This is a genomic window from Methylomonas sp. 11b (assembly GCF_000515215.1).
Classification (GTDB): Bacteria; Pseudomonadota; Gammaproteobacteria; order Methylococcales; family Methylomonadaceae; genus Methylomonas.
Window position 1 is genome coordinate 5222970 of record NZ_KI911557.1, and the last position, 25019, is coordinate 5247988.

At 50.9% G+C, this 25019-nt stretch carries 28 protein-coding genes; 20 read left to right on the top strand and 8 right to left on the bottom strand.

Annotation, left to right across the window (positions count from 1 at the left end):
• The first annotated feature begins 88 nt into the window (after positions 1-88).
• Positions 89-1711 (top strand): AAA family ATPase, encoded by a 1623-nt coding sequence (locus tag METH11B_RS28145; RefSeq protein ID WP_026604387.1) that lies wholly within the window; start codon positions 89-91, stop codon positions 1709-1711.
• A 9-nt stretch (positions 1712-1720) separates the two neighbouring features.
• Here METH11B_RS28145 and METH11B_RS0125005 read toward each other — a convergent pair whose 3' ends face one another.
• The gene (locus tag METH11B_RS0125005; protein WP_026604388.1) at positions 1721-2422 is read right to left on the bottom strand and encodes a ComF family protein; all 702 of its coding nucleotides are present in this window, start codon (positions 2420-2422) and stop codon (positions 1721-1723) included.
• Between the two features lie 66 nt (positions 2423-2488).
• Here METH11B_RS0125005 and bioB point away from each other — a divergent pair, with 66 nt between their 5' ends.
• The 10 genes from bioB (at position 2489) to METH11B_RS0125060 (ending at position 11962) form a co-directional block, all read left to right on the top strand.
• On the top strand, positions 2489-3478 hold the full coding sequence (gene bioB, locus METH11B_RS0125010; RefSeq protein WP_026604389.1) for a biotin synthase BioB: 990 nt from the start codon (positions 2489-2491) through the stop codon (positions 3476-3478).
• The gene (bioF, locus tag METH11B_RS0125015) at positions 3478-4638 is read left to right on the top strand and encodes an 8-amino-7-oxononanoate synthase (protein ID WP_026604390.1); all 1161 of its coding nucleotides are present in this window, start codon (positions 3478-3480) and stop codon (positions 4636-4638) included. The genes bioB and bioF overlap by 1 nt, the downstream gene beginning before the upstream one ends.
• Complete coding sequence (gene bioH / locus METH11B_RS0125020; protein ID WP_026604391.1) at positions 4635-5396, top strand: pimeloyl-ACP methyl ester esterase BioH; 762 nt, start codon at positions 4635-4637, stop codon at positions 5394-5396. The genes bioF and bioH overlap by 4 nt, the downstream gene beginning before the upstream one ends.
• Entirely contained in the window at positions 5393-6181 is a 789-nt protein-coding gene (gene bioC / locus METH11B_RS0125025) for a malonyl-ACP O-methyltransferase BioC (RefSeq protein WP_026604392.1), read from the top strand. The genes bioH and bioC overlap by 4 nt, the downstream gene beginning before the upstream one ends.
• A complete protein-coding gene (bioD, locus tag METH11B_RS0125030; RefSeq protein ID WP_026604393.1) occupies positions 6178-6873 on the top strand; it encodes a dethiobiotin synthase in 696 nt (231 codons plus the stop codon). Before bioC ends, bioD begins: the two co-directional genes overlap by 4 nt.
• Positions 6874-6927: 54 nt before the next feature.
• A complete protein-coding gene (locus METH11B_RS0125035) occupies positions 6928-7323 on the top strand; it encodes a bacteriohemerythrin (RefSeq protein ID WP_026604394.1) in 396 nt (131 codons plus the stop codon).
• Between the two features lie 253 nt (positions 7324-7576).
• Positions 7577-8707, top strand: coding sequence for a cytochrome c oxidase subunit II (coxB, locus tag METH11B_RS0125040; RefSeq protein WP_026604395.1), 1131 nt, complete (start codon positions 7577-7579; stop codon positions 8705-8707).
• A gap of 53 nt (positions 8708-8760) precedes the next feature.
• Complete coding sequence (gene ctaD, locus METH11B_RS0125045) at positions 8761-10377, top strand: cytochrome c oxidase subunit I (RefSeq protein WP_020482134.1); 1617 nt, start codon at positions 8761-8763, stop codon at positions 10375-10377.
• Positions 10378-10532: 155 nt separating this feature from the next.
• On the top strand, positions 10533-11075 hold the full coding sequence (locus METH11B_RS0125055; protein ID WP_020482132.1) for a cytochrome c oxidase assembly protein: 543 nt from the start codon (positions 10533-10535) through the stop codon (positions 11073-11075).
• Between the two features lie 11 nt (positions 11076-11086).
• Positions 11087-11962 carry a cytochrome c oxidase subunit 3 gene (locus METH11B_RS0125060; protein ID WP_020482131.1) on the top strand — a complete coding sequence of 292 codons (876 nt, stop codon included), beginning with the start codon at positions 11087-11089 and terminating at the stop codon, positions 11960-11962.
• Between the two features lie 63 nt (positions 11963-12025).
• On the opposite strand, the gene METH11B_RS27395 is transcribed toward METH11B_RS0125060, so the two are convergent.
• A complete protein-coding gene (locus tag METH11B_RS27395) occupies positions 12026-12355 on the bottom strand; it encodes a twin transmembrane helix small protein (protein ID WP_026604396.1) in 330 nt (109 codons plus the stop codon).
• Between the two features lie 16 nt (positions 12356-12371).
• Here METH11B_RS27395 and METH11B_RS0125070 point away from each other — a divergent pair, with 16 nt between their 5' ends.
• The 6 genes from METH11B_RS0125070 to METH11B_RS0125095 are packed head-to-tail and all read left to right on the top strand — an operon-like array spanning position 12372 to position 17744.
• A complete protein-coding gene (locus tag METH11B_RS0125070) occupies positions 12372-13115 on the top strand; it encodes an SURF1 family protein (protein WP_026604397.1) in 744 nt (247 codons plus the stop codon).
• Positions 13108-13695 (top strand): hypothetical protein, encoded by a 588-nt coding sequence (locus METH11B_RS0125075; RefSeq protein WP_026604398.1) that lies wholly within the window; start codon positions 13108-13110, stop codon positions 13693-13695. The genes METH11B_RS0125070 and METH11B_RS0125075 overlap by 8 nt, the downstream gene beginning before the upstream one ends.
• Before the next feature lie 4 nt (positions 13696-13699).
• Complete coding sequence (gene ftsY, locus METH11B_RS0125080) at positions 13700-15667, top strand: signal recognition particle-docking protein FtsY (RefSeq protein WP_026604399.1); 1968 nt, start codon at positions 13700-13702, stop codon at positions 15665-15667.
• Positions 15668-15686: 19 nt separating this feature from the next.
• A complete protein-coding gene (ftsE, locus tag METH11B_RS0125085; protein WP_026604400.1) occupies positions 15687-16343 on the top strand; it encodes a cell division ATP-binding protein FtsE in 657 nt (218 codons plus the stop codon).
• Between the two features lie 2 nt (positions 16344-16345).
• Positions 16346-17308 carry a permease-like cell division protein FtsX gene (ftsX, locus tag METH11B_RS0125090; RefSeq protein ID WP_026604401.1) on the top strand — a complete coding sequence of 321 codons (963 nt, stop codon included), beginning with the start codon at positions 16346-16348 and terminating at the stop codon, positions 17306-17308.
• 4 nt (positions 17309-17312) lie between these two features.
• On the top strand, positions 17313-17744 hold the full coding sequence (locus tag METH11B_RS0125095) for a YcgN family cysteine cluster protein (RefSeq protein WP_026604402.1): 432 nt from the start codon (positions 17313-17315) through the stop codon (positions 17742-17744).
• A 93-nt stretch (positions 17745-17837) separates the two neighbouring features.
• Here METH11B_RS0125095 and METH11B_RS0125100 read toward each other — a convergent pair whose 3' ends face one another.
• Positions 17838-18197, bottom strand: a complete 360-nt coding sequence (locus tag METH11B_RS0125100; protein WP_026604403.1) for a hypothetical protein — start codon at positions 18195-18197, stop codon at positions 17838-17840.
• A gap of 2 nt (positions 18198-18199) precedes the next feature.
• Complete coding sequence (locus METH11B_RS0125105) at positions 18200-18385, bottom strand: hypothetical protein (protein WP_020482122.1); 186 nt, start codon at positions 18383-18385, stop codon at positions 18200-18202.
• Between the two features lie 569 nt (positions 18386-18954).
• Between METH11B_RS0125105 and METH11B_RS0125115 the strand changes: the two genes are divergently transcribed.
• Positions 18955-19494 carry a copper resistance protein NlpE gene (locus METH11B_RS0125115; RefSeq protein WP_020482121.1) on the top strand — a complete coding sequence of 180 codons (540 nt, stop codon included), beginning with the start codon at positions 18955-18957 and terminating at the stop codon, positions 19492-19494.
• A 112-nt stretch (positions 19495-19606) separates the two neighbouring features.
• Here the strand turns inward: METH11B_RS0125115 and METH11B_RS0125120 are convergent, their stop codons facing one another.
• Positions 19607-20134 carry a gamma carbonic anhydrase family protein gene (locus METH11B_RS0125120; protein ID WP_026604404.1) on the bottom strand — a complete coding sequence of 176 codons (528 nt, stop codon included), beginning with the start codon at positions 20132-20134 and terminating at the stop codon, positions 19607-19609.
• Between the two features lie 80 nt (positions 20135-20214).
• Here METH11B_RS0125120 and METH11B_RS0125125 point away from each other — a divergent pair, with 80 nt between their 5' ends.
• Together METH11B_RS0125125 and METH11B_RS0125130 are read left to right on the top strand one after the other, a co-directional pair.
• Positions 20215-21225 carry an SPFH domain-containing protein gene (locus METH11B_RS0125125; protein WP_026604405.1) on the top strand — a complete coding sequence of 337 codons (1011 nt, stop codon included), beginning with the start codon at positions 20215-20217 and terminating at the stop codon, positions 21223-21225.
• A gap of 1 nt (position 21226) precedes the next feature.
• Complete coding sequence (locus METH11B_RS0125130) at positions 21227-21898, top strand: TFIIB-type zinc ribbon-containing protein (RefSeq protein WP_026604406.1); 672 nt, start codon at positions 21227-21229, stop codon at positions 21896-21898.
• Here METH11B_RS0125130 and METH11B_RS27400 read toward each other — a convergent pair.
• The 3 genes from METH11B_RS27400 to METH11B_RS0125145 are packed head-to-tail and all read right to left on the bottom strand — an operon-like array spanning position 21882 to position 25019.
• A complete protein-coding gene (locus METH11B_RS27400; RefSeq protein WP_026604407.1) occupies positions 21882-22490 on the bottom strand; it encodes a chorismate--pyruvate lyase family protein in 609 nt (202 codons plus the stop codon). The two genes, METH11B_RS0125130 and METH11B_RS27400, sit on opposite strands and share 17 nt — an antisense overlap.
• A 3-nt stretch (positions 22491-22493) precedes the next feature.
• Entirely contained in the window at positions 22494-24581 is a 2088-nt protein-coding gene (gene recG, locus METH11B_RS0125140) for an ATP-dependent DNA helicase RecG (protein WP_026604408.1), read from the bottom strand.
• Positions 24582-24623: 42 nt separating this feature from the next.
• Positions 24624-25019 carry a RidA family protein gene (locus tag METH11B_RS0125145; protein ID WP_020482115.1) on the bottom strand — a complete coding sequence of 132 codons (396 nt, stop codon included), beginning with the start codon at positions 25017-25019 and terminating at the stop codon, positions 24624-24626.

A 25019-nucleotide genomic window follows, 5' to 3' on the forward strand; every position in this document is an offset into this window, starting at 1 on the left:
GTAAGATTGGGCTTACAATATCGTTTGAATTCGGCTGGCTTGGTTTGCCGATCTAAATCCGACCTAAACAGCCTATTTCATTGCCACGATGGACAGTTTACATTTTTCAGAACAGGACAGCGCTGACGCTCAATCAAAACCGCACATTATTGCGTTTGCCGGGGCCAAGAGCGGCGTCGGTAAAACCAGTGTGGTGGCTAATGTAGCGGCAGCGATGGCATTGCGCGGCAAGCGCGTTTGTGTATTGGATGTCGATACCGGCTTGTCCAATATCAACACATTACTCGGGCTGCGGCCGGCGCACCGTTTGGAGCAGGTGCTATCCGGCGAAAAAACGATTGCTGAGGTTTTGCTGAAAACCGCCGAGGATGTGGGCGTGGTGTCCGCCGCAAGTTTAATGGGCGGCATACCTGTTTCTGCCGCGCAGATGACTAAGCTGTTGGAAGCATTGACCGAGCTGGAGGCGCAATTCGATTATTTTTTGATCGACACCGCTGCGACGCATACCGAAACCGTGTTGCGCTTTATCGAGTTGGCGCAATCTACGTTTTTAGTGGTCAGCGGTGATCCGGCGGCGCTAACCGATGCCTTTGCGCTGCTGAAGGCTTTGAATGCCCGTCAGTATTCGGGCAGCCTGCGCGTGGTCGTCAATCAGGCCGTTGATTATCCGGCCGCGACCGATACCTATCGACGCTTTGCCGCCGTGGCGGAAAAATGTTTGAAACTGAAAGTGGAGTACGGCGGTTTTGTCATTCGCGACGAAAATCTGCCTAAAGCCGTCGCTTTGCAAATGTCGGTGGTGGATTTAGCCGCCAATTCTCCGGCTAGCCGTTGTTTGTTTGCGTTGGCGGACAATATTATCAAGCATATCGGCAGCGAAACGGCCGGCAATGGGCTGTTGGATTACTGGCAAGCCTTGTTAACCCCCGCGCCGTTCAAACATACGGTGGCCGATATTGCCGATAGCGAACCGACTGCGGCGGTTAATTCCTGGCTTGCAGCCGATAAAACGGAGCTTAGTGTCAGCGAGTTGAGCCGGCGGCTGTTGTCGGCGATGAAACATCAATTGCTCGATCAACCGGAGCTGGAGCGTTTTACCGGCGAATTTGTAGAAGCCTACTGCGAGCAGTTCGGCCGTTTTCCGAATACCTTCAAACAGCTGTTTTATCGCTGGCTGGAAACTGAAAATTATGCCGAGCCTAGATTGGTCGAATTGCTGACGACCTTGGAGGCTTTGCATGCGATGCGTTATCAACGGCCGATGTTTAGCCTGGAAGAAAACGCGGCTCGATTGGTTGCGCAACTGCAAGGGCAGCAGGGGCCGCATCGCGAGTTGGTGGAGCAGCTATGCACGGCCTATCGGCAGGCTTTTCACGAAGAGGTCTTCGATGCCGAGCAGTTGTTGCTGGAGCGCATGCAAGCCGAGGATTTCACCGAGCAGCGTTTCGAGGCATTGCTGCAAAAATTGCGTGATGGTTTTCAGGCGCGCTTCAAGCGGCCTTACCAAAGTAAGTACGAAGTGGCGCTGGCCTCTGCCGTCGATGCCTTAGAAGTCATGGGCGTCGATCAACAAAATTTGCAGGATGAAATCACTATGCTGATGCATGGCTTTCAATTGCTGGGTTCGCGGCGAGAAAAGTTGCTGACTGTTCTGAACGCCTTGCAAAATTCCGGTTTGCCGCACCCAGCCTCGGCCGTCCGGGATAATTGAGGTGTTTCTTTAAGCGCGGGCGCAAACCCAGACATCAACTTTGCCAACCCCGGCTTGCTTTAGCGCTGCCGCCAGCGCAGAGGCGGTAGCGCCGGTGGTCATGACGTCGTCTATGATTGCAATATGTTGAAAATTTAATGGTTTAACGACCTTAAACGCCAAACGCATGTTTTTCCGGCGCTGCTTCGCCGGTAAGCCGGTTTGATGGCAGGTATCGCGCTGGCGAGCGCAGCTATTTAAATCCAGCGGAATGCCGAGTTCCCTGGACAAATGCCGGGCAATTTCTATCGACTGATTGAAACCACGTTCCCGATAGCGCCTGGGATACAGCGGTACGGGTAACAGGCAATCCGGCAGTTCCGCACTATCGGCAATATGTTGAGCCAGCAAGGCTGCCATTAAGCGGGCGTTTTTATAATCGTTGGCAAACTTCAATTGGCCGACCAAATAACGCATTTGGCTTTGGTACAAAAATGGCGCATAGGTCTCATCGAAGGCGGGCGATTTCTTTAGGCAACGGCCGCAGAGTTGCGGCACCTCTATTGCGGTCTCGAAGTGTTCCCCGCATCGGTAGCAGCAAGACAGGTTGCGCGGCAGGTCGGTTAAGCAGCCCAGGCATAAATCCAAATTGCCGTATCCCGGACTTGCGCATAACACACAACGTGGCGGCAGCAATTTCTTCTGTATAATGTTCAGCCAGTTGTTTACCATAATTTTAAATATAGGTTGATAAGTCGGCTAGCGCCGCTGTTGTCCTTACTCTCGGAGATTATCAGAATGTCTGCAAGCCAGAAACCCTTGGAATCAGCGGCTACCATCCGTCACGACTGGCAATTACCCGAAGTCGAAGCATTGTTGGCACTGCCGTTTAACGATCTGATTTATCAGGCGCAAAGCGTGCATAGAGTGTATTTCGATCCTAACGAGGTACAGGTTAGCAGTCTATTGAGTATCAAGACCGGTTCCTGTTCCGAGGATTGCGGTTATTGCCCGCAAAGTGCGCGCTACGATTCCGATCTGAACCCTGAAGCTTTGATGCCGGTCGATGCGGTGTTAAAAGCCGCACAGCAAGCCAAAGAGCAGGGCGCATCGCGGTTTTGCATGGGCGCCGCTTGGCGGAGCCCCAAGGATAGGGACATAGAGCGGGTAGTCGAAATGGTGCAGGGCGTGAAGGCGCTGGGTATGGAGACTTGCGTCACGTTGGGCATGCTCAGCGATAAGCAGACTCAAGCCTTGAAAGACGGCGGCCTGGATTATTACAACCACAACTTGGATACATCCGAAGACTATTATTCCGAAATCATTACCACCCGTACCTATCAAGACCGCTTGGATACGCTGGAGCGGGTGCGCGATGCCGGTATCAACGTCTGCTGCGGCGGGATTGTCGGTATGGGCGAGTCGGAGACTGACCGCGCCAAGTTGTTGTTGCAACTAGCCAATATGCCCAAGCATCCGGAAAGTGTGCCTATCAATATGTTGGTGCAGGTGGAAGGTACGCCGTTGCACGGAATAGAAGCGCTAGATCCTATCGTGTTTGTACGCACCATCGCCGTCGCTAGAATTCTAATGCCGCAATCGCGGGTACGTCTGTCAGCTGGCCGCAAAGCCATGAGCGACGAGATGCAGGCTCTGTGTTTCTTGGCCGGCGCCAATTCGATTTTCTACGGCGATAAACTGCTGACCACCGATAACCCGATGACCAACCATGACCAGCAGTTGTTCGAGCGTTTGGGTGTGCGGATGGGTGGATCAAGTTACGCTTAATGGCCAACGCTTTCTACGACTTCGCCGGTGAACTGCGGCGGCTGGAGCAGGACAACCTGTATCGGTGCCGCCGGGTAGTCGATGGTCCGCAAGGCATCATGCAGAATGTCGATGGTCGACAATTAATCAATTTTTGCAGTAACGACTATCTGGGGCTGGCCAATCATGCCGAGGTCGCGGCAGCATTCAAATCGGCTGTGGATCGCTACGGCGTTGGTAGTGGTTCTGCACATCTGATTTGTGGGCACAGCGCTGCCCATCATGCTTTGGAAGAAGAATTGGCGGCTTTTACCGGGCGGGAGCGGGCCTTGCTGTTTTCCACTGGCTATATGGCAAATCTGGGTGTGATTTCCGCATTGCTGGGTCGCAGTGATACTGTGTTGGAGGACCGCTTGAATCACGCTTCACTGCTGGATGGGGGTTTATTGTCGCGGGCGCGCTTTCAGCGCTATCGGCATGCGGATGTTCAAGACTTGCAGGCTAAGCTGTCGAATACTGTGGGCAAGGCTTTGGTGGTCAGCGACGGCGTGTTCAGCATGGATGGCGATTTGGCACCGCTGCCGGACATGGTGGCGTTGGCAGAAAAGCATCATGCCGGTTTGCTGATCGACGATGCCCATGGTTTTGGCGTACTCGGTAAAAACGGCGGCGGCATTGTCGAGCATTTCGGTTTGAGTCAGGATGACGTACCCATTCTAATCGGGACTTTAGGCAAGGCATTTGGGACGTTCGGTGCCTTTGTGGCCGGTTCCGAGGATTTGATCGAGATGTTGATTCAAAAAGCCCGGAGTTATGTGTTTACTACCGCGCTGCCGGCGGCTGTGGCCGAGGCGACTCGCGCCAGTTTGCGGGTGTTGCAAGCTGAGTCTTGGCGGCGCGAACAGTTGCAAAATCTAATCTCCCGTTTCCGGCAAGGTGCGCAACAACAAGGCCTGCGACTAATGGACTCTTTTACCGCGATTCAACCTGTTCTGATTGGCGACAGCGGCCAAACCGTGGCGGCTAGTCAACGCTTGCTGGAACAAGGTTTTTGGGTCAGTGCGATTAGACCGCCGACCGTGCCGGCCGGCAGCGCTCGCTTGCGGATCACCTTTTCCGCTAATCACACCGAACAACAGATCGATGCCTTGTTGGAGGCATTGGCTAAGGCTTTGCCATGACTGAAATTCATAGAGAAATATACGGCCAGGGCAGACCATTAGTCATGCTGCACGGTTGGGCGATGCATAGCGGCATTTGGCGTGATTTTGCCAGGCAGTTGGCTCGGCATCGCCAGGTGATTTGCCTGGATTTACCCGGTCATGGTCGCAGTGCCGGGTTGGATGCGTATGATCTACCGGCTATTACTTCCGCGTTATTCGATGCGATTCCGGTCAATCGCTTTAGCGTGTTGGGCTGGTCACTGGGCGCGACGGTGGCTTTGGATATGGCGGCGCGCTGTCCCGAGCGATTGCAGTCGCTGTTCTTGTTATCAGGCAATCCGAAGTTTGTTAAGACTGCCGATTGGCCGGGAGTGAGGCCGGAGGTGTTGGATGGTTTTGTCGCCCAGCTTAGCGATGACACGAAATTGACCTTGCAACGCTTTTTGGGTTTGCAAGTGCAAGGCTTGCCTGAGAGCCGGCAGTTGTTACAGCAATTGCGCTTGGCCGTGCAGGAGTGCGATGCCCCGACGCGCGATGCGTTGCAGGGTGGTTTGCAAATTCTGAAAAATAGCGATTTGCGCAAGTCAGTCGTGGGGTTGCGCTGTCCGATCACGGTCATGCAAGGCGATAAAGATACTTTGATTCCGGTGCAAACCGGGCAAGCTGTAAAGACTTTAAACACACGCGTCACACTACATGTTCTGGCAAGTGCCGGACATGTGCCATTTTTATCGCACGCCCAGCAGCTATGCGACATCGTTGCCGCGGCTGAATGAGTTTTGCCGTGTTGGATAAAGCCAAAATTAGGCGTTCATTTGCGGCGGCGGCTGGGAGTTATGATTCGGCGGCGATGTTGCAACGCCAGGTGGGATTGGCCTTGCTGCAAAAATTTCCGTTGCAATCCGCGCCGGGTTGGGTGCTGGACGTTGGGTGCGGCACCGGTTTTTTGACGCGCCGTTTGCCCTTAGATTGTCTGAATCAGTCTTGTTTGGCATTGGATATTGCGTTGCCCATGCTGCAAACGTCGCGACGGAACAACGGTGCTTTACCGGTCGAATATGTTTGTGCCGATGCCGAAAAACTACCGTTTGCGGATAACAGTTTGCAACAGGTTTATTCGAATCTGGCCGTGCAGTGGTGTCAGGACTTGCCGGCGGTGTTTGCCGATGTGCGGCGATTATTGCGCCAGTGTGGGCAACTGGTATTTTCAACCTTCGGTCCGGAGACCTTAAGAGAGCTGAAAGCGGCTTGGACTGGTGTGGACGACTTTGCTCATGTTAACGATTTTTATAGTGCGGGGCAGATTTGCGGTTTTTTACGGGCTGCCGGTTTAGCGCGGGTCGATGTGGACACGGTGATGTATCGTTTGTCTTACCCTTCGGTGATGGCTTTGATGCATGAGTTAAAAGATCTTGGGGCGCATAACGTTAGTGATGCCAGAAATCGGCGGCTCACCACCCGTTCGCAATTGCAGCGCATGATGCGGCACTACGAAAACAGCATGGTAAACGGCGAAATAGTGGCCAGCTACGAAATTATCTTCGTGCGGGCAAGGTCATGAAATCTGCGTTCTTCATTACCGGCACCGATACGAATGTCGGCAAAACCTGGACAACTATTGCCTTGATGCGCTGTCTGCAAATGCAAGGCTTAAGTGCGGTGGGAATGAAACCGGTGGCCGCCGGCTGTGAATGGCATGACGGCATGCTGAAAAATTCCGATGCACTACTGATGCAGCAATACGCTTCAGTGCCACTGGAATACCGGGAAATCAATCCCTACGCTTTTGAAGCGGCAATTTCTCCGCATCTGGCTTGTGGTGGTGTTGAAGTTTCGATGGATGTTATTGCGGACGGATTTGTACGATTACAACAACGGGTTGATGTAGTGCTGGTCGAAGGGGCGGGTGGCTGGTATTCGCCGTTGAGCAGTGATTTGGACAATGCCGGTCTGGCGCAAGCGTTACGTTTGCCGGTGATTCTGGTGGTGGGTGTCAGGCTGGGTTGTATCAATCACGCGCGCTTGACGATGTCGGCCATACGCCGGAGCGGTTTGTCCTGCGCCGGTTGGGTGGCGGTGCAAATTGACCCTAAGATGCCCGGTTTCGATGGCAATCTGGCGTTTTTGCGCGAAGTGATAGAGGCGCCGCTGTTGGGTGTTCTGCCATTTTTGGCTGCTGCCGACTTTGAGTTTTTGGCGACGAACTTGAGTTTACCAAACTGGCAAAAAGTTGATGTACATCAAAAAAAATGATTAACAGATGTTCAAAATGACGACTCCATTACAAAAACAACCAGGAGACGTTATATGGCTTTAATTACTTGGACTGCGGCTCAGTATGGCACGAATGTCGGATTTGCCGACCAAGAACATCAAACCTTATTCGGTTTGCTGAATAAACTGTACGATGAGGCCACGGGCGGCGCGGAGCGCGCTACTGTTGGCGCTTCGCTGGATGCATTGATTACCTACGTGGTCGATCACTTTGCTCACGAAGAAAGGGAAATGGTTGCTAAAGGCTTTGGCGGTTATGATAGACACAAAGCCGAGCATGAAGCATTGATCGGTATCTGCGCGGATTTGCAGAAAAAATTCCATGCCGGTGAAGCAGAAGTCACCGAGGACGTCGGTCAATTGGTGAAAGGCTGGCTGGATAACCACATTCCGAAATTCGATATGGCTTATTCTGACGCATTGAAGTAATGACAGCATAAATCTGTCTCTAATATGCAACAAAAGGCTTGCGAGCAGCGATGCTCCCAAGCCTTTTTTATGTGTATTTTTTACAAACGGGAAAACCTCTTCTGGTTTGTGGGTGAGTCATGGGTTAAAATTGCCCAGTTAATTTATGATAATTATCAGTAAATGGAATTGTTCGCCGGTTAAATGGTCTTGCGACGATATTACGAAGATATAACGCATACAAGTTTATAACTACCAATGGGGAGGCTGCTCCGTGAAGAAAACAAAGCAACTGCTCGCTTGTCTGGTCCTGATGGCTTTAGGCTTGGGGACTGCGCATGCGGACTATACACTCAACCTGATGAAGGGCGTGACGCAACTCAGTAACGAGCTTTACGATTTGCACATGCTGATTCTGTGGATCTGTGTGTTTATTGGGATCGCGGTGTTCGGCACTATGTTTTACTCGATTTATCATCATCGTAAATCAAAGGGTCATAAAGCCGAGCAGTTTCATGAGAATACGACTGTCGAGATCATCTGGACCATCATTCCCACGCTGATTCTGGTGGGTATGGCGATTCCTGCCACCAAAGCCGTGATCGATTTGGACAAGGTGCAGGACTCAGAGATGAGTATCAAAGTCACCGGTAAACAATGGTATTGGGAGTACGAATACCTGGATAGCGGCGTGCATTTCGAAAGCCATTTAGACGAGGCCAGCGAAAAAACCCATAGGGTTAGTTCTATGGATCCGCGTAACGTCCCCAACTACCTGCTGAACGTCGATAAGCCGCTGGTGGTGCCGGTTGGTAAAAAAATTCGCTTCCTGTTTACTGCAGCGGACGTGATTCACTCCTGGTGGGTTCCGGATCTGGGCTGGAAAAAAGACGCCAACCCCGGTTTTGTGAACGAAGCTTGGACCTCAGTCGATAAACCCGGCACTTACCGTGGTCAATGTACCGAGTTGTGCGGCCGCGACCACGGTTTCATGCCGGTGGTGGTGATTGCGATGGAGCAAGATCAATACGATGCCTGGGTTAAAGCGACTTTGGATAAGCAAAATCAGAAGCCTGACTTGAGCGACCAAACCCGCAATACGCTGATGGCAAAAGGTGAGTCTGTTTATCTGAAAAACTGCGTGGCTTGCCACCAGATCGACGGTAACGGTATCTCCGGTTGGTTCCCTGCGTTGCGAGGCAGCGCGAAAGTCACCGGCAATATGGATCAGCTGATTGGTTTTATTCAGGCAGGTACGAGCAAAATGCCGGCCTTCAAAAAATTGCCGGATGACGAATTGGCCGAGCTGATTACTTACATCAGAAACGCGCCGGCATTGGGTAACAACGTGGGTGATGAGATTCAGCCTAATAAAATCACACCCAAATGGGACGATGATGAGTAATTCACTGATTTTCGCAATGAACTCATTTTCTAATTTTTGCTGAGGTATAAAGTATGACTGCTGTCGTAGCTGAACATGATGATCATCACGATCACCACGATCACGGCCCCGAAAAGGGCGTTTTACGGTGGATATTTACCACCAACCACAAAGATATAGGCACCTTGTATCTGGTATTCGGTCTGATAATGTTTTTTGTCGGTGGTGCCATGGCATTGGTCATTCGCTCCGAGTTATTCGAGCCTGGCCTGCAATTTGTCGATCCTAACTTCTTCAACTCGATGACCACCATGCATGCCCTGGTGATGGTATTCGGCGCGGTAATGCCGGCGTTCGTCGGCTTGGCCAACTGGATGATTCCGATGATGATCGGCGCGCCGGATATGGCCTTGCCGCGGATGAACAACATGAGCTTCTGGATGTTGGTAGCAGGTGTCTTACTGTTGGCCAGCACTTTGTTCATGGAAGGTGGTGCACCATCCGGCGGTTGGACTTTTTATCCGCCCTTGGTTTTTCAAAACGGTAAATCGTTTCCTTTCGCTATTTTCTCTGTGCATTTACTGGGTATCTCTTCGATCATGGGTGCGATCAACGTGATCGCTACCATTTTCAACATGCGGGCGCCCGGCATGACCTTGATGAAAATGCCTTTGTTCGTTTGGACTTGGCTGATCACAGCGTTTTTGTTGATCGCTATCATGCCGGTATTTGCCGGTGCGGTAACCATGTTGCTGACCGACAAATTCTTCGATACCAGCTTCTTCGATGCGGCTGGCGGCGGCGATCCGGTGTTGTATCAGCACATTTTCTGGTTCTTCGGTCACCCTGAAGTGTATGTCATGATTCTGCCGACTTTCGGTGTGGCATCCACCATCATTCCGGTGTTTGCCCGTAAACCGCTGTTTGGTTATGCCTCTATGGTTTACGCGACCGGTGCGATTGCGTTCTTGTCTTTTATCGTTTGGGCTCACCACATGTTTACCGTGGGTATGCCTGTTGCCGGTGAGTTGTACTTTATGTATGCCACCATGCTGATCGCGATTCCGACCGGCGTAAAAGTGTTCAACTGGACCGCCACCATGTGGAAAGGCTCGATGACCTTCGAAACGCCTATGCTGTTCTCGATAGCGTTTGTAGTGCTGTTTACCATGGGTGGTTTCACCGGTTTGATGATGTCGGTAGCGCCGGTGGATTTCCAATACCACGACACCTATTTCATCGTCGCTCACTTCCATTACACCTTGGTGCCGGCTTCTATTTTCATCCTGATGGCTGCCGGTTATTTCTGGTTGCCTAAATGGACTGGCAATATGTACAACGAGAAAATCGGCAGATTACATTTTTGGTTGTCAGCTGTGTCGGTGAACATATTGTTCTTCCCGCAACATTTCTTGGGTCTAGCCGGCATGCCGCGTCGTATCCCCGATTACGCGATTCAATTTGCTGATTGGAATATGGTGTCCAGTATTGGCGCGTTTATCTACGGTTTTAGCCAATTGTTGTTCGTGTACATCGTCATTGATACCATCCGTGGTGGAACCGGCGAAAAAGTCAGTGACGAGGTTTGGGAAGATGCCAGCAAACACAGTCTGGAGTGGACAGTGCCTTCGCCTGCACCTTATCACACCTTCAGCACGCCGCCGGCGAGAATCCCTACCGAGCATTTTTAAAGCTTGAAATGAGTGACTGAAATAAGCCATGTCGTTTGACATGGCTTATTGGGTAATGAAATGGATACAAAAAAGAAAAACATTTTGACGGCTTTGGTTTTGTTTGCTGTGGCCTTCACGATATACGTATTTGCGGTCATTAAGGCAATCTCGCAATGAGCGAGGATCTTGGGCAAAAAAATACCAAGTTGGTCCGTAAATTGGCGCTTGTCGCAATTGCCATGTTTGGTTTTGGTTATGCTTTGGTGCCGCTTTACGATGTGCTTTGCGATTTGACCGGCTTGAACGGTAAAGTTGAAGGTCAAGCCGTTCAAGAAACGGCGTATGAGGTGGATAAAAGTAGGGAGGTGACAGTAGAGTTTCTCACATCCTTAAACGAGTCCACTCCCATGTTGTTCCGCTCCGAAGTGAAAAGCATGAAAGTACATCCGGGTGAGTACTACACGGTTAATTTTTATGCGAAAAACACGAGTAATCAGCCGATGATTGCGCAAGCCATACCCAGTATTACGCCGGGCCTGGCCGCAGAATTTTTTAAAAAGACCCAGTGCTTTTGCTTTACCGAACAAACCTTTGCTGCGAACGAAGAAAAAACCATGCCGGTCCGTTTCGTTGTAGAACCGACGTTACCCGAACGCTATAAGACCGTCACGCTTGCATACACTTTTTTTGATAACACTAACATCAGTAAAAAATAGAGGGGAAGGATATGTCTACACACGATAGTTATTACATACCGCATAAAGCCGTGTGGCCGGTTTTAGCTACCGGCGGCTTGATGATGACGCTGGCCGGGTTTGCTAATCATTTGAACGGTTCGTCGATAGGTTCCGGGATGATGCTGACGGGTTTCGTAATTTTTTTGGTGATGCTGGGGTTGTGGTTTGCCTTGCAGTCAACCGAGAGCGAATCCGGTATGTACAATCATGGCGTCGGTATTTCCTATCGGATGGGTATGATGTGGTTCATTTTTTCCGAAGTCATGTTCTTCGCCGTTTTCTTCGGCGCGCTTTGGTACACCCGTAATTTATCCGTGACTTGGTTGGGCGAGACAGGCCTTCCAAGTGGCCCTGGTCGTTCGACACACGATACTTTGTGGCCGGCGTTCCAAGCAGTATGGCCGACTAATGGTCCCGGTAAGGTGGGTGGTGATTTCGAACCGATGGGAGCTTTTGGTTTACCGTTCCTGAATACCCTGTTGCTTTTGTCTAGTGGCGTAACCTGCACCTGGGCGCATCACGGCTTACTAGCTAAAAATCGCGACCAACTGATAAAAGGTTTAATCGCTACCGTTGGTTTGGGCTTTTTGTTCGTGGGATTTCAAGCGACTGAGTATTACGAAGCCTATCACGAAATGGGTCTGACATTGGGCTCAGGTATTTATGGTTCAACCTTCTTCATGCTGACAGGTTTTCATGGCTTTCATGTTTGCGTCGGCGCGATTATTTTATCGGTAGTGTTGTTCAGAAGCTGGAAAGGTCATTTCACACCGGAAAACCACTTTGCCTTTGAAGCCGCTGCTTGGTATTGGCATTTTGTTGACGTGGTCTGGTTGGGTCTGTTCGTGTTCGTTTACATGATGTAAAAGCTGTTAAGTACAACGGAAAAAGCGCGGTCTGTGCAGATCGCGCTTTTTTTTTGTCGGTTCTTAGGGGTTTGACATTGTTGTTGGCGGGTTTTGATTGGCATGCATGCGGGCACCGATGCCGTGGGGTTGAATTATCCCGGTGGCGTAGGCGATGAACAACAGAATGAACAAAGCCAGCGACAGGCCGATCCGCATGGTCAACGCCTTGGCAGTCTTTGCCGAATCGCTGTCTTCCTTGTGTTTGACAATATGAAACAGCGCGGAGCCAAGACTGATGACGATGGCCAGGAAGGCGACGATAGTGAGCGTTTTGATGAGCATGGCGGCGTTAATAAATAAAAACCTGCATTCTCGGCGATTCGGGTACGCTTGCCAATAGCGCATATTCATACTGGAGCTTTCATTTATGATCAAATTTAGCACGATGGGTATCGAATTCCGTTGCTCATTTCTCGCGCTAATCGGATATCTGCTGTTATTCGGCTTGCTTTGCAGTTTGGGCGTTTGGCAATTGGGACGCGGCGAACAGAAGACGATTTTATTGGCGCAACAGCAAGATGCTGCCAATGCGGAAGCCTTGGATTTAACTCGGCAAACTGAAATCGATACGGATGTTTTACGCTATCGACCCGTGCTAGTGAGTGGTCATTACGATGCTAGTCACCAGATTTTGCTGGATAACCAAATGCTGAACGGTAAACCCGGCTACCTGGTTTTAACCCCGTTTTTGCCCGACGGCGGCCAGCCAGGCATATTGGTCAACCGCGGCTGGGTCGAATTAGGCGACTCACGTGAAGTTTTACCGGACATCAGTATCGGCATGGCTACGCAACAAGTGCGTGGCAGAATCAACCATTTTCTCGAGCCTGGTCTGAAATTAAAGGGTGCGGAAATTCCAGGGGAGACTTGGCCGGTCAGGGTACAAGTTTTAGATAGCAAACTCTTGGCAGATAAGTTGGGATATGCGTTGGCCGATTATCAGATCGAACTTGATCCGGCGCAGCCCGAGGGCTACCAACGGCAATGGAAGATCGCCGTCGCAATCCCGCCTGAAAAACATAGAGCCTATGCAGTACAATGGTTCGGATTGGCGCTGACATTAACAGCCCTATTTATTTGGATCAGTAGTCGAAAAATAAACCGTGGATAATCAATATAAAAAAAACCGCATCACCATCATAGTGATATTTGCCATGTCCATCGTGCCCTTTGGGTTTGCTTGGTTTTTGGCAAAAAATCCCGAGATAGTTAAATTAGGCACCAACAATGGCGCGCTGATCAATCCACCGCAAGTTACCTCAGTCGATGAGTTCTCCGGCTACGATACATTTTCCGCGCAAAACATGCAGGAGTTGAAAGGCCACTGGGTATTAGTCAATCCGGTGCCGCAGAATTGCGAGGAAACATGTCGCGATGCCTTGTACAAAACGCATCAACTGACATTAATGATGGGTAAGGATATTGCCCGGATCCGGCGCTTGGCCGTGCTGTTCGACAAAACGTATCAGCTACCAGCAGAATGGCGTGATGACGGGCGTTTGTTAAAAGCCTTGCCGGCCAACTCATTGCTGGACAAACTAAAACAACTAAGCTCACAGTCTTTGCCCGAAGGTATGCTGATCATTATGGATCCCTTGGGGAACCTAATGATGCAATACGCCCCTGGCTACGACCCTTATCAAGTCAAAAGCGACTTAAGCAAGTTACTCAGAATTTCACAAATCGGTTAGAAACATGTTCAGAAAATTAACTCTGTGCTGCGCGTTTTTGGCGCTGCTAGTCATTATCGTCGGCGCCTATGTCCGACTAACCCACGCTGGTTTGGGCTGTCCGGATTGGCCTGGCTGTTACGGCAAGGCTTTCGTCAGCGACAGCGCCGAATTTAAAGCCGACGCTGCCGCAGGATTTCCGCAATATGCCTTGGATACTGCAAAGGCCTGGAAAGAAATGACACACCGCTACTTGGCGGGTGGGTTGGCGATAGTGGTGTTGATTTGGTTTGGCTTGGCGTGGAAGGAAAAACCGCGTTCGCCCGCGCTGATTCTGACTGTCTTGGTATTGCTTCTGATTGCCGGGCAAGCCGGTTTGGGTATGTGGGCGGTTACTTCCGGCACGCGATCAGGCGTCGTAACGGCGCATCTGTTACTAGGGTTTTTCACGTTTTGGACCTTGGGCTGGAGTTATTTACGACTTAACCCGGCTGCCGAGCTAAGGCCGGTTCGTAGCGGCCCGGTTTTATTTACCGGATTGGCGATGCTGGTCTTACTGGCGCAGATTGTGCTTGGTGGCTGGGTCAGCAGCAACTATGCAGGATTGGCGTGCAGCGATTTTCCACGTTGTAACGGCGAATGGTTACCGGGAGCCGATTATCTGAACATCTTGGATCTGTTCAGAGACAGTGGTCTTTCGGCCGATGCGAAAATGGCGATTCAGGCGCTGCATCGTGTGTTGGCGGCTTTTACTTTCTTGGTCTTAAGTGCCTTGATGTTGTCCGCTACTTCGGAACGTTATCCAAAACCGGTACGTTTGGCGGGAAACATTCTCAGTATGGTGTTATTGGTGCAGATCGCACTGGGGATTTTTAGCGTCAAGTACCAGCTGCCTCTGGCTTTGGCAGTTGCGCATAATGCGGTTGCGGCGTTACTGATGTTGCCGTTGCTGGGAATCTTGTTTTATAGCCGTTATAACACGGGAACAGATGACGAAAGTCTAGCCTTCGAAGCCGTCGAGGTTGTTGCAACTGAACAGGCGCCTGCGGAAGCACCTCAGGTAAGTAGCGAAGATTCTTTATATTTGCGTTTAACCACCCAACTGAAAAGAACCCGAAGCGGCTTGGGCGGGGTGCTGAGCAGTTTGGCATTCGGGCAAAAAGCGGTTACCAAGGAGTTATTGGCGGACATCGAGGCCCAGTTATTGATGGCCGACTTGGGTATCGAAACCACCACGCAATTGATCAAGCAACTGACCGATAGTCTGGAGCGTGATCAGCTTAGAGATGGTCAGGTGTTAAGCCAAACCTTGAAGCGAAACTTATTAGCCATGCTGGAGCCTTGCAGTTTGCCGCTGCAAATTCCCAAGCAGGATGGGCCGTTCGTGATTCTGGTGGTAGGTGTTAACGGTGCCGGCAAGACAACTTCGATCGGTAAACTGGCCAAACGCTTGCAGCAACAAGGCCATAGCGTGATGTTGGCGGCGGGCGACACCTTCAGGGCGGCAGCGGTGGAGCAGTTGCAAACCTGGGGTGAGCGTAACGATATTCAAGTCGTGGCCCAACACACCGGCGCAGATTCGGCGTCGGTGATTTTCGATGCCTTGCAATCCGCCAAAGCCAAAGGGGTGGATGTACTGATAGCTGACACGGCCGGACGGTTGCATACCAAGTCCAACCTGATGGACGAGTTGAAAAAAATCAAACGCATCATGACCAAGCTGGACGAGTCCGCACCTCACGAAGTGTTGCTGATCCTGGATGCTGGCACCGGACAGAATGCCTTGTCGCAGGCTAAACTATTCAACGAAGCGGTGGAACTGACCGGTATCGCCTTAACCAAACTAGACGGTACCGCCAAGGGCGGCATTATTTTTGCGTTGGCTAATCAACTACATATTCCGATTCGTTTTATTGGTGTGGGTGAGCAGATTGACGATTTACAGGATTTCAATGCGCAAAACTTCGTTGATGCCCTATTTGTTCAAGAATGACACGTAACAGACTGATTCCATGTTGAGATTCGAACACGTAAGCAAACGCTATCCTGATGCCGGTGAAGCTCTGACAGATGTCAGTTTTCACTTGCATCGGGGCGAAATGGCATTTTTAACCGGCCGTTCCGGCGCCGGTAAAAGTACCTTGCTGAAGTTAATCGCGATGATGGAGCAATGCACGCGCGGCAGCGTATTGCTTGACGGCCAGGATATTACTCGTATCGGCGAGCGGAAGATCCCCTATATGCGTCGCAACTTGGGCCTGATTTTTCAGGATTACAAATTGCTGAATGATAGAACCGTGTTTGATAACGTGGCCTTGCCCTTGGTAGTGTCCGGCTACAACCATCAGGAAGTGGCGCGGCGGGTGCGCGCATCCCTCGATAAAGTGGGACTGTTGGGTAAGGAAAAAAAACATCCCTTAGCGCTGTCCGGTGGGGAGCAACAGCGCGTTGGTATCGCCCGGGCGATTGTCAATAAACCTAAATTAATCTTGGCCGACGAGCCCACGGGAAATCTGGACCCGGATCTGTCCGCCGAAGTGATGTTCATGTTCGAACAATTCAAACAAGTCGGGGTCACGGTGTTAATAGCCAGCCACGATATAGAGTTGATTAATCATCTCGGCCATCGAGTGTTGACGCTCGATAAAGGCCATTTGATAGCGAGTTGACGATGAAACAGAATCACCGCAAACAAGCTGGCAGCAGGCTGGTCGAGTTATTTCAAGCCTATCTGCTCAATCATGCTCACGGCCTGTTTTCCAGCTTGGGCAGATTGAGTCGCACGCCTTTTACCTCTGCCATGACCATACTGGTATTAGCTATTGCCATTTCCTTGGCCAGCAGCTTTTATATCGTCGTCGCCAACATTCAGCAATTGACGGGTAATCTGGAGTCCAGCAATCAGATGTCCCTATTTTTGCACGACAACATTACCGACGCGGCCGGGCAGAAACTCGCCGAGCAAATTCAGCAAAACGGTAGTGTCATGGAAGTCAAATTCATCAGCAAGAAACAGGCGTTGGAGGAGTTCAAAGCCAATAGCGGCTTCAGAGATGCGTTAAATGCGCTGGAAAGCAATCCCTTGCCGAGCGTGATTCAGGTAGTCCCGAAAAATGCTTTGGAAAGTAACGCAGACATCGAGAAGTTGATGGCCGATTTTAAGCAATTTCCGCAAGTCGATTTCGTGCAGGTCGATATGCAGTGGGTGGCGCGCTTGCAAACCATCATGCTGATCGCCAGCCGCGGCGTGATGTTGGTTAGTCTGCTGCTGGGTTTTGCGGTTACATTCATCACCGGCAATACCATTCGTCTGGAATTGCAGAATCGCCAGGACGAGGTGTTTATTTCCAAATTGGTCGGTGCTACCCATGCTTTTATTCAACGGCCATTTTTGTACACCGGTTTTTGGCTGGGTTTTATCTCGGGTTTTCTAGGCTGGCTGATTATGACGATCATGCTGTTGATCCTGGAAACACCGGTGGAGAAACTATCGACCTTGTATAACAGTTCATTTGACTTACTGTTTTTGAGTTTCTCGGAGTTTATTTTGCTATTGATGATCTCTTCCGTGTTGGCCGTGCTCGGTTCCTGGGCGGTGCTGCACTATCAGTTGCGCCAGCTTAAACCGCAATAAGACGATGAATTTCTGGGAAACCAAGACTTTGGCGCAAATGAGCACTGAAGAGTGGGAATCGCTCTGCGATAACTGCGGCAAGTGTTGTTTGAATAAGCTGGAAGACGAAGACACCGGCGAAATTGCCTTTACCAGCGTGGCCTGCGATTTGATCGATTTGGAGAGCTGCCGTTGTACCCGTTACAGCGAGCGCTGCACGCTGGTACCGGAGTGCATCGACTTGAAGCAACACGATTTCGCCGAGTACAACTGGTTGCCGTCAACCTGTGCGTATCGCTTGTTAACCGACGGTGAGCGATTGCCCAACTGGCATCCTTTGATTAGCGGGACTAGCGAGTCGGTGAAAGAGGCTGGGGTGTCTATCGGCAGTTATGCGATTAAGGAATCGCAAGTCACCGATCTGGAAGATCATATTATCGAATGGTTGCAACCCTGATTCAGGCTGGCGGGGCCGCCGGTAAACTTAGTTTTCCGGCGGCGACAGGTGTGGAAAATTCGGGATTGCCGATCCCTAGGATGTGCTTTTAGATTATCCTTTGCCGGGCAGCATACCGACCGTACCCGGTTTAATCCGTTTGCAACTAACTACGACATCTTGCTGACGGCATTTGGCTTCCTGTGGGTTGCTGCAGGTGTCGCAAACCGTATTGCCAGTACTTTTAATCTCATCAACATGCCAACCGTAACCTTGGGATTGGCAAAATTTCTTACTGAATCTGTCGATATTGTAGTTTTTGGCAGCATTTTCCTTAGCTTTGCTCTCAACTTGGCAATGCTCTGGGGCCAGAGTGTTCGCCATAATGTCTCGATAAATATATTCGGTAGCTTGGACGGGGCTGGTCAACAACAAAGAGGCTAACAGGGTGCCGATAAACGTTGTTTTCATCATAATTAATCCTCGCGGTTGCCGATGACGCGGATGTTCATCAAGCGATTCTCTTCGGCAATTTGGTCCTTGATGGGGGCAAATTTTTCGTTTTCGCTCATTTTTACCGCCAGGATGGCGCCAACAACAACTGCGGTAGCCAGCACCACATACAACACGAAGTTATCTTTTTCTTGTTTTACTTCTGTCATGGTTTTACCTCTTGTAATAGTAAATCGGTCAGTGCCGAACCGAATTTGTATTGAAAAACCTGTTCGCCCTATAACGGGGCCGGCACTGATTTGACGTCAATTACAGCGATTTCTCCGATACCAAAGGCATGCCGCCGAGCCAGATCGAATATTTCGCTGAAAGCATTGAATGCATCAGCCAGGAATTGCGTTACACCTCCATATAAGCAGTGCCAGATTGAAAAAGCCTGATTTAGGCATTTCCGGACCGCTTCATGGTAGCGAATCGAAACAATAAAAGAAATGAGCGGGCTTGTCAAACAAATATCGTATCAATATTATGCGTTTGCCATTGTTTTCGCAAAGACTGTCCGCAAATAGCGCTTGGATTATGCGCTATCATCTGCTTCCCCAATCTGTCCAGGCGCGGTTTGGCTGGAAAAACCGGCGGCCTTTTATTTGAAAAGTTTGGAAAACGGAGTGTATATCGGCGATAAAATACTCGCGAAGTTGAAATTAACGATTATCCTGGTAGTCTTCGGTTTTGATCTTGTCTAATTACTTTAATCACATGAATAGAAAAATCTCATATGCAAACATTGACTAGAAAAATTAAAAAAAATGTGACGGTGATTTTTTTAGGTGCATTGCTTCCGGCGCTCAACCCGGCTTGGGCGGAATCCGACAAGCAACTCCAGGAAAAAACCCTCAAAGCGCGGGAAATGATTCATCAGAAAGATATGGATCACTCCGCTCATGCCAATCTGGCAGAAAACACCGAGGGATTTCGTGGAGTTTTTTACGGATACTTGCCGTGTAAGGAAAAAGATTGCGATGGTTTCAAAATGACCTTGTCCTTGAAACAAAAGAACAATTATTTATTGGTCACCCAATACGCAAAAGCCTCTTCCAGAGAGTTTTACGAAAAAGGTAAGTACGACTGGGATGATAAAACTCGCATACTGTCGTTAACCTCCAATAAAAACGATCTGAATCGCAAATTCAGCATCAAAGACGAAGGGACATTGATACAGCTCAATAGTGATGGCACGCCCATGCTGGGCGACCAGGACGACTACACGTTGGCAAGGAGTGATAAATCAAAATCGAGGGAAGTGCACATTCATTAATCTATGCCCGGAACGAGCTAGCCGGTATTTTAGGTAACGCCGGCTAGTTATAAAAATAGGCTGTTGGACGCAAAACACCGATACAGTCTATGTAGTTTGAAATTCACGCTGATTAGACTAAATAGTCGTTTTTCAACTTCACGTAATGTTTGGCGGAATATTCCAGAAAGTTTTTTTCCTCGTCGGTAAGTGCCCGCATCTGCTTGGCTGGAGCACCAACATATAAATAACCGCCTTCCAACTTCTTGCCGGGCGGCACCAGCGCTCCCGCACCCAACATCACATAATCTCCCAACTCGGCATCGTCCATCACAATGGCACCTATGCCAATAAGGCAATAATCACCTATCGTACAGGCGTGCACTACGGCGCGATGACCGATGGTTACGCCTTTACCAATTGTTAACGGATGGCCTTGTGGAGAATAGTCGCCGGCGTGGGAGACGTGCAATACCGCGCCGTCCTGAACGTTAGTACCGTCGCCGATGCTGACGGCTTCCACATCGCCGCGTATCACCGTGGTTGGCCACACCGATACATCGTCGCCGATTGTCACATCGCCGATCACGACCGCCGCGTCATCTATGTAAACATTTTTGCCGACGTTGGGCTGTTTGCCCTTATATGTTCTGATCGCCACCGCTTCTCCAGTTTTTTGCCATACTTAAACCGCGATGTTACGCAATTAATCACTTCTTCTCCAGTCCAGCGAGGGTAGTAATGGCATTTATAGACGGTATCAAACGGCAACTGCGTTCGGTTATCGAGTGGGAAAATCCCGACCCCGATCTGTTGTTGGCGCAATGGACTGAAAACGGCGACGAAATTAAAAATGCCTCCAAATTGATCGTCGGTCCGGGACAGGGCTGTATTTTTGTGTATCAGGGCCAGGTTAAGGCGATTATCGAAGAACAGTGCACAATCAACCTAGAGACTGATAACGTGCCGTTCTGGACCACGATCAAGAAATTCATGCAGTTTTTCGAGAGTGAACATAAGGTGGGGATTTATTTCTTCCGTAAAACCAAGATTCTCGATCAGAAGTGGGGCACTACCTCGCCAATCAAATATCAGGACCCGAAATATCATTTCCCGGTCGCGTTAAAAGCCTACGGCAACTACAGCTACCAAATAGCCGATGCCAACGATTTCTTCGTCAACATCGTCGGCAGTCACAACCAAATGCGCATAGACGATTTCCGCAACATTCTTTCCGCGCGAATCATCAACCCGATTTCCGATTATCTGGCGGAATGCCAGCATAGCTTTGCCGACATCGACGCCAACCGTGACGAAATAGCTCGTGGCATAGCCATTAAACTGGCCATCGTGTTTCGTAAGTTGGGTTTTAGCATTAGCGATTTTCGCATCGAAGGTACCGATTTCGATGAAGATACCTTGCGCCGCATCAACCGGATTGCCGATCTGACCGCTGAAGCGCAAGCCGCGCAAGCGGTGGGTCTGGATTACGCCAAGGTGCAACAGCTGGATGCCTTGCGCGAAGCCGCCCGCAATGAGGGCGGCGGCGCCGGGCTTGGCATGGGGATGGGGGCCGGCATCGGCTTGGGGCAAAGCATGGCTCAATCGCTGGGCGCGACGACTAATCAGGCTGCTACCGATAGTAATCAAACTGTCGCCAAGCTTACCGAATTGAAGCAGCTATTCGAAGCGCAGCTGATAACCGAGGCCGAATACGCCGCCAAGAAACAACAAATATTGGACAAGTTTTAGCATGGCCAATTGCACCAGTTGTTCCGCGCCTTTACCCGCTAACACGCAATATTGCAGTTATTGCGGGGTCCGCAACGATATTGACTTGCAAGGCAAGCACGACTATCAAGTCATCGATTCCACCAGCGAGCGCGTGTGCCCGGAATGCGCACAAAGCCTGCAAACTATCAGTCTGGATGCCGCTGGTGCCTTGCATATTGAGCGGTGCGCCAACTGCTATGGCTTATTTTTCGATCCCGGTGAAATTGAAACCTTGCTGGATAGCGCGGTAGCGCCGGTTGTTACCGTTAATTTAGAACTGCTGAGCAACATCAACCAAGACCGGTATCCGAAAAATGCTACGGTAAAATATCTGAAATGCCCGGTGTGCCAGGTGTTAATGAATCGGGTGATCTACGGCTATCGCAGCGGTGTGATTATCGACCAATGCAGAAGCCATGGCATTTGGCTGGACGGCGGGCAAATCAGCCACCTGTTGGAGTGGAAAAAAGCCGGCGGTCAGATTTTGAATCAGCAAAAAATCGCTGCTAAACAGGAAAAAGCCGATTCCGAACAATTCAAAAAAGCCTTTCGGAAAGACTATTCTCGGCCGCAACAAAGCTACGGCGAACAGAGTGTAGATGGCGATTTGGTGGCGTCGGTAGCCGAAGTGATATTCAAGATTTTTGAATAAACGGCTTAACGGTTTCCGGCGGGTGTTCAACTGCCGGCGTCAGCACCGCAGGTAAAAAAAACTCTGCCACCAGCAACGGTTGCCGATGGATTGCGTAGACAGTTCGGCGTCCCCAAATAGCCTCATCAACACCAACCGCCGTTTGCAGACCTGGCGACCAAATGCCGCTATCGGCCCGGCTAAATTGTCGCTGGCGGCGCTCCAAATCCGGATAAGCGAAAATCACTTCACCCAAGGGCCTGGTGCCGAGATGGGATAAATTGCGATGGGCGATTTCGATGGTGGGTTCCGGCAGGATGGTGCGAGCCAGCACCAAGGGCTCGCCATCGGCGTGCAACAGCACTTCGCGGATCAATTGGTAGCGGCACGGCGGCAAGCCCAATAGCCGGCATTCGTCTATGAAAGCCGGTTTCCAGCGGTGGAACAGCACTTTTACGCCGAAACGCTTGCCGTGTATGCCGCGCAGACGTTTGGTCAGCGAGCCGGTTTCATTAAGCCAGGATTGCAAATTGTCCGGCAGTTGCCGTTGGCTGCTCTGTTCGTGGCTTTTCCAGATGGGCGGACGGCTGAATAGAAAACTTTTGTCGGGCAAGCGTTAAACCTCGGCGTAATGGCGGCTATGGCCGATCCAGCGTTGGATCAGCGGTTGAATGGCGTTGGGGTGTTGGCGATGGATCAATTGCGCGGCGGCCGGGATCAGTTCCAGCAAGTCGCAGTCCCGGCTCAAGTCAGCGATTTTGAACTGAATCTGCCCGGTTTGGCGAGTGCCCATGACTTCGCCGGGGCCGCGCAGTTCCAAGTCTTTTTCGGCGATGACGAAGCCGTCGTTGCTTTCTTTCAGAATAGCCAGTCGTTGCTTGCCGGCTTGCGAGAGCGGTGACTGGTATAACAGCAGACAATAGCTGTCTTGATTGCCGCGGCCAACCCGACCACGTAATTGGTGCAATTGCGACAAGCCCAAACGCTCCGGATTTTCGATGATCATCAAGCCGGCGTTGGGTACGTCCACGCCGACCTCAATCACGGTGGTGGCGACCAATAAATCGCAATCGCGATTTTTAAAGGCCTGCATTACCGCGTCTTTTTCAGCGGCTTTCATCCGGCCGTGCACCAGTCCGACGCGCACATTCGACAAAGCTTGGCACAGATAGGCCGCGGTTTTCTCGGCGGCTTCGCATTGCAGAACTTCCGATTCTTCGATCAAGGTGCAGACCCAGTAGGCCTGCCGTTGCTGCGCGACCCAATGTTCGATGCGGCCGATGACTTCTTCCCGGCGTGCCGAGGAAATCACGCTGGTGGCGATGGGTTTACGGCCGGGCGGCAGCTCGTCGATGATGGAAATGTCCAGGTCGGAATATTGCAGCATCGCCAAGGTCCGCGGAATCGGCGTGGCGGTCATGATTAATTGATGCGGTCTTAAGCCGCCATGCTGGCCTTTTTCGCGCAGGGCTAATCGTTGATGAACCCCGAAGCGGTGCTGTTCGTCGATAACGATCAAACCCAGCTTATGAAAATGCACACTATCCTGAAACAGCGCGTGCGTGCCAATCACGATATTGGCCGTGCCGTCTGCCAGGGCGTCCAACGTGGATTGCCGGGCTTTACCTTTCAATTGGCCGGTCAGAAACAGCACTTGATAGCCGGTCTCGGCGAACCATAGGCTGAAGTTACGAAAGTGTTGTTCGGCCAATAATTCCGTTGGCGCCATGATCGCGACTTGATAACCCGAGTTCAAAGCAAGCAAGCTTGCCAAAGCGGCCACTACGGTTTTGCCGGAACCGACATCGCCTTGCACGAGGCGCAGCATCGGTTGTGCTTGGCGGCAATCGCTTTCGATTTCGGCGGTCACTCGCTGTTGCGCAGCGGTCAGTTGAAACGGCAAGCCTTGCAGAAATGCCTGTTTCGCAGCCTGGTTTATTTCGAAAACCGGCGATTGCCAGCTTTTATAAGCCAATTTGCCTTGCAGTAGCGCCAGATGGTGGGCTAAAAATTCCTCAAAAACCAGGCGTTTTAAGGCGGGCAGGGAGCCGCCGCTGATGATCTCCGCCGATAACTGCGGTGGCGGATTGTGTAGAGTTTGCAGCGCGTCGTTCAGCGTAGGGTAGCCATACTCGGCCAACAAATTGGCCGGTAGCCAGTCCGTGATCGCGTTGTCGCTTGCCAAACATAGTGCTAATGCCTGTTTGATGGCTTTACGCAATGCGGATTGGGAAATACCTTCGGTCAGCGGGTAAACCGGTGTTAACGTGGTTTCCAGGAGTTGCTCGGCAGCAGAAACGATTTTATATTCCGGATGCACCATTTCCAGGCCGTTGTAACCGTAACGGATTTCACCGAAACAGCCGAGCAGGGTGCCGGGTTTAAGTTGTTGGCTTTGTTGGACGGTGAAGTGAAAAAACCGGATCGACAAATTGCCGCTGTCGTCGGCAATGCGGCAAATCACGCTGGGCCGGCCACGCTGGATGCTGTCGGTAAATTCGACCGTACCGCAGACCAACGTGGTCATGCCCGGCAATAATTGAGCGATGGGAACGATACGGCTGCGGTCCTGATAACGCAAGGGTAGGTGGAATAATAGGTCTTGCAGGGTATGGATGCCCAGTTTTTCCAGGCGGGCGGCGGATTGTGAACCGATGCCTGTCAGCGAGGTGACAGGCTGTTTATGCGGTTCCGGATGATTCATGAATACACAAATGAGGCCAGTTAAAGCGCCCCGTTGGCTTTATCAGTAGTATTCGTTGCGCAATACCATCACGCCGTCCATTTCCACGCCTACGCCTTTGGGTAATGCCGCAACGCCAATCGCGGCGCGAGCGGGGTAGGGTTGGCTGAAGTATTCGGCCATGATTTCGTTGACGATAGGAAAATTGCTTAAATCGGTCAGAAACACATTCAGTTTGACGATGTCGTTGAAATCGCCGCCGGCGGCTTCGGCTACGGCTTTCAGGTTATCGAATACTCGGCGGATATGCACGGCAATGTCGCCGTCGACGACTTGCATGGTTTCCGGGTCAAGCGGGATTTGTCCGGATAAATAAACCGTCTCGCCGACTTTGACGGCTTGCGAATAGGTGCCGATGGCTTGCGGGGCCAGAGGTGTCGAGATGATTTCCTTGTTCAT